The sequence below is a fragment of the Collinsella tanakaei genome, assembly GCF_016902615.1.
Lineage (GTDB): Bacteria > Actinomycetota > Coriobacteriia > Coriobacteriales > Coriobacteriaceae > Collinsella > Collinsella tanakaei_A.
Map to the genome: position 1 here is coordinate 1 of NZ_JACJMB010000056.1, position 4,261 is coordinate 4,261.

The 4,261-nt window shown below is 68.1% G+C and carries 5 protein-coding genes; 4 read left to right on the plus strand and 1 reads right to left on the minus strand.

The window, feature by feature from the left end; translation table 11 throughout:
- Positions 1-116: 116 nt before the first annotated feature.
- Positions 117-1,709, plus strand: a complete 1,593-nt coding sequence (locus H6A21_RS10590; RefSeq protein WP_204562751.1) for a DNA repair protein — start codon at positions 117-119, stop codon at positions 1,707-1,709.
- Positions 1,702-2,157, plus strand: coding sequence for a YolD-like family protein (locus H6A21_RS10595; protein ID WP_204562752.1), 456 nt, complete (start codon positions 1,702-1,704; stop codon positions 2,155-2,157). Before H6A21_RS10590 ends, H6A21_RS10595 begins: the two co-directional genes overlap by 8 nt.
- A gap of 14 nt (positions 2,158-2,171) precedes the next feature.
- Here the strand turns inward: H6A21_RS10595 and H6A21_RS10600 are convergent, their stop codons facing one another.
- Complete coding sequence (locus H6A21_RS10600) at positions 2,172-2,564, minus strand: heavy-metal-associated domain-containing protein (protein ID WP_204562753.1); 393 nt, start codon at positions 2,562-2,564, stop codon at positions 2,172-2,174.
- 250 nt (positions 2,565-2,814) lie between these two features.
- On the opposite strand from H6A21_RS10600, the gene H6A21_RS10605 reads away from it, so the two are divergent.
- Both H6A21_RS10605 and H6A21_RS10610 read left to right on the plus strand, forming a co-directional pair.
- Positions 2,815-3,489, plus strand: a complete 675-nt coding sequence (locus H6A21_RS10605; protein WP_204562754.1) for a DUF3793 family protein — start codon at positions 2,815-2,817, stop codon at positions 3,487-3,489.
- Positions 3,490-3,530: 41 nt separating this feature from the next.
- The gene (locus H6A21_RS10610) at positions 3,531-3,950 is read left to right on the plus strand and encodes a flavodoxin (protein WP_204562755.1); all 420 of its coding nucleotides are present in this window, start codon (positions 3,531-3,533) and stop codon (positions 3,948-3,950) included.
- The last annotated feature ends 311 nt before the right edge of the window (positions 3,951-4,261 follow it).

Consider the following 4,261-nt stretch of genomic DNA (forward strand, 5'->3'; position numbering starts at 1 on the left):
ACCCCCGCCACAGCCAGCTCGCCCCACCCCACCAGCCCATTTGACATGTGTCCACGCGAGACTCTATTATCGAACAGACGTTCTATACGAGAGTGCGCGGCGGAAGGGGGATCCCGATGGGCGAAGATGGCGGCCGCATCTACCTGTGCATCGACCTTAAGACCTTCTATGCCTCAGTGGAATGCGCCGACCGCGGGCGCGACACGCTCACCTGCAACCTCGTCGTCGCCGACCCCGACCGCGGGCGCACCACCATCTGCCTGGCCGTGTCGAGCGCCATGAAGAAGCTCGGCGTGCGCAACCGCTGCCGCCTGTTCGAGATCCCCGAGGACATCGACTACATCGTGGCCAAGCCGCGCATGCGCCACTACATGGAGGTCTCCGCGAAGATCTACAGCATCTACCTGGAGTTCGTGAGCCCCGACGACATCCACGTCTACTCCATCGACGAGTGCTTCATCGACGCCACGCCCTATCTTGCGCTCTACCACACCGACGCGCGCTCGTTCGCGCGCACGCTGATGGACGCCGTATACGAGCGCTGCGGCATCCGCGCCACGGCGGGCATCGGCACGAACCTGTTTTTGGCGAAGGTAGCGCTCGACATCACGGCCAAGCACGTGGATGACGGCATCGGCTACCTCAACCGCGAGCGCTTCCGCCAGCAGATCTGGCGGCATCGGCCCATCACCGATATCTGGGGCATCGGGCCGGGCATCGCCGCGCGTCTGGCGAAATACGGTGCCGAGGACCTCATGGGCGTCGCCGCGCTCGACGAGCAGATCCTCTACCGCGAGCTGGGCGTGACCGCCGAGTACCTGATCGACCACGCGCACGGCATCGAGCCGTGCACCATCGCGGACATCCACGCCTACGAGCCCGAGGCCACCTCCATCTCGAGCGGGCAGGTGCTGCCGCGCAACTACACCTACGAGGAGGCGCACACGGTGCTGCGCGAGATGGTCGACTCGTCGGTGCTCGACCTCGTCGACCGCCACGTGGTGTGCGACGGCATCTCGCTGTACGTAGGCTATGCCGACGACCGCCGCGAGCTCGCGCGGCTGGGGGCGAGCGGCAGCGCGCGGGTGACGGACAGCTGCGGACACGTGCACACGGCCACCGGCGCCCTGCTGCCGGGCGCGCCGGCAGCTCCCGGTGCGACGCGCGGGGGTGGCACCGCCAGCGGGCCGCAACCCGGCCGAACCGTCACCCCGCCGCCTGCGTATCGCGAGCAGGCGCCGGCGCCCCACGCGCCCCAAGCCGCCCGCGACGCCGTGCGCGCCCGGCAGGCGGCGCGCGATCCCGAGGGCGCGAGCGCGAGCGCGGTGTTTGTCGGCGAACACGGCCGACGCACTGTCCGCGGCCGGCGCGCGTACGGCTACGCCGAGGCCTCGCGCAAGCTCGGCGAGCGAACGAACTCGTTCAAGCGCCTGATGGCCCGCTTCGATGCCCTGTACCGCGAGATCGTCGACCCCGCGCGCCCCATCAAGCGCGTCAACATCGGCTTCGGCGGCCTTCTGCCCGAGGAGTTCGCCACCACGGATCTCTTTCGCGACGAGGCGGCCGAGCAGGCGGAGCGCAACCTCGCGCACGCCGTGATCGCCGTGCGCGACCGCTACGGCAAAAACGCGCTGCTGCGCGGCACGAGCTACAAGCCCGCGGCCACGGGGCGCGAGCGCAACGAGCAGGTGGGAGGACACCATGCCTGATACCTCACGCAACCGCGCCGTACGGCGCATCACCTCACCCTGGGGCGATCTCGAGTTCACGCCCGTCGAGCGCGGCGGCGCAGGCGCGCGCAGCGACGCCGAATACGACTCCTCGCGCCCCGGACGGCGCGCTGACGGCCGCCCGCGTGCGAGCCGCGCCGCCCAGTTCATGCCCTTCGCGGCGCTCACCGGCTATTACGACCTCGTGCGCGAGCAGGAGCGCGTCATCGAGCCGCGCCACGAGCTGACCGAAGAGGAGGCCGAGGAGCTTTCGCGGACCATCCTGCAGGTGCGCCGCGGCGACCTCGTGCGCATCACCTACTACGACCGCGGCGGCTACCGGACGCGCGCGGGCGTGGTGCGCGCAATCGAGGAGCACCGGCGCTGCCTGCGCCTGGGCGACGAGATCGTGGCCTTCGACGATATATGGAAACTCACCCGCGCCTGAGGGGCGGCGGGCAACTACAGCTTGACCACGTAGTAGCCCGCAGCGCGAACCGCGGCCTCGCACGCCGCCTCATCGATCGGGTGCTTGGAGCGCACGTGCGCCGTACGCTCGTCCAGATCCACCGTGGCCCACGTGCCCTCGATGCCGTTGAGCGCCGCCGCGACGTTCGCGGCGCATCCCTCGCAGCTCATACCGCCGATGGGCAGATCGATCGCATAGGGATAGTGCGACTCGTCGGTATCGCTCACTACCGGCGTGCGGGTCCGGGTGTGCCCGCGCTTCTCCCCGTCCGTGCAGCAGCTCTGCCCCCTCACGAGACCGGCGACCGCGCGGCGCACGCCCACGATAAGCCCGACGGCGACAACAAGGCACACGATGATGTTGCCCGGCGTGAAGATGTCTCCCATACGTTTCCTTTCCGAGACGCTTCCGGTGAATCCAGCAGAACACAACTGTTAGATATACCTTACTTTGAACCATAGCACGAATCGCCCAAGCCGCAACCGCCGGGTGCCCTCGCAGCTGGTTCCCACGCATCCGCATCACTCATCAGAAAGTTCGATTCAGAAAACTTTTTCTTGACGAACGATGGGCTCCGCTATAAGTTTACTTTTGGTTACTTTCTTTAGCACAAACCGAATCGCACCAGGAGGAGCCATGACGCGCACCATCGACGAAACGTCCCTCGAGCGAGCCATCGTGCGACACTGCTCCCCTACGCTCGCGGGCCTCAAGCCCGCAAGTCTCTTCACGTTCCCCGGTGACTTCACCGCGCCCGATGCCGCGGCGCGACGTTGCGCTCTCGAGGCTGCCATCGACGCCTGCGCGCACCAGGTGATGCCCGCCGGTCTTGCCCTGTGCGTGCTCGCCTGGCGCTCCTGCGGAGCGCTCGTCTATGTCTATCGGCCGCACGAGCTTGCAGCCTACCTGGCAGACCGGCGCGCCGCAGTTCCCCTCTCGCGCGCAGGCTACGACCTGTCCACCCTCGAGAGCTGCCTCGCGACGCTCGCGGAACGCCTCTCGGCGATGGAGGGAAAGCGGCCCGCGGCCGCGCAGGCGACCGGGCAGCCGTGCCCGTGCACGAAACGCGGCTGCGCACGGGCGTTCCCCCACGAACTCGGGTTTTTCCTCGGCTACCCCTACGAGGACGTCTCGGCGTTCATCGAGCACGCCGGCCAAGACTACCTCGCCGTCGGCCCCTGGAAGGTCTACTCGAATCTCGAGGGCGCGCTCGCCACGTTCGCCCGCTTCCGCACCGCCACGGCCAAGATGCTGCGCGCCCACGAGAGTGGCAGCCGCCTGATGCAGCTGGCCGTCGCCACCACCCGGTAACCCGTCCGCCGCACGCGGACTCACAAGGAAAGGATAGAAACATGAGCAAGATCGCAGTCGTCTTCTGGAGCGGCACCGGCAACACGGAGACCATGGCGAACGCCGTCGCCGAGGGCGCCGCCGCAAAGGGCGCCGAGGTGGAGACCGTCCAGGCCGCCGACTTCTCCGCCGCGATGGCGCCCGACTTCGACGCCATCGCCTTCGGCTGCCCCGCCATGGGATCCGAAGAGCTCGAGGACGGAGAGTTCCAGCCCATGTGGGATGACGTCAAGCCCGAGCTCGACGGCAAGAAGATCGCCCTGTTCGGCAGCTACGACTGGGGCACCGGCGAGTGGATGGACACCTGGCGCGAGGATGCCGAGGACGCCGGCGCCACCGTGGTCGATACCGTCATCGCCAACAACGAGCCCGACGACGAGGCGCTTGCCGCCTGCTCCGAGCTGGCAGGCCAGCTGCTGTAGCGCGATCGGCGCAGGTGGGCGCTCCGGCTCAGGCCGCCTCCTCGCCGTCGCCTCGAGCGCCAGCGGTTGCCCCGCGGCCTTCATGGCAGCCCCGCGGTTGCCTGCTGCCTTCCCGCAGCCGCCCCGCGCTCCCAGCGGTCGCTCCACGCGCCGCATTTCCCTAAAAAGACACCGCGCCCGCTCCCCTGTGACGGAACATCATGATGTTCCGTTCGTGGTAAACACTTTTATCTGGGAAAACGTCGAGCACGCTTCCGGAACATCATGATGTTTCGGAAGTCCAGCCCGGCCGGGCCCACCCCACCCAGCAC

Bases quoted from the DNA above. Each gene is read 5' to 3' on its own strand.
- H6A21_RS10590 (WP_204562751.1), top strand. From the start codon at position 117: ATGGGCGAAGATGGCGGCCGCATCTACCTGTGCATCGACCTTAAGACC.
- H6A21_RS10595 (WP_204562752.1), top strand. From the start codon at position 1,702: ATGCCTGATACCTCACGCAACCGCGCCGTACGGCGCATCACCTCACCC.
- H6A21_RS10600 (WP_204562753.1), bottom strand. From the start codon at position 2,564: ATGGGAGACATCTTCACGCCGGGCAACATCATCGTGTGCCTTGTTGTC.
- H6A21_RS10605 (WP_204562754.1), top strand. From the start codon at position 2,815: ATGACGCGCACCATCGACGAAACGTCCCTCGAGCGAGCCATCGTGCGA.
- H6A21_RS10610 (WP_204562755.1), top strand. From the start codon at position 3,531: ATGAGCAAGATCGCAGTCGTCTTCTGGAGCGGCACCGGCAACACGGAG.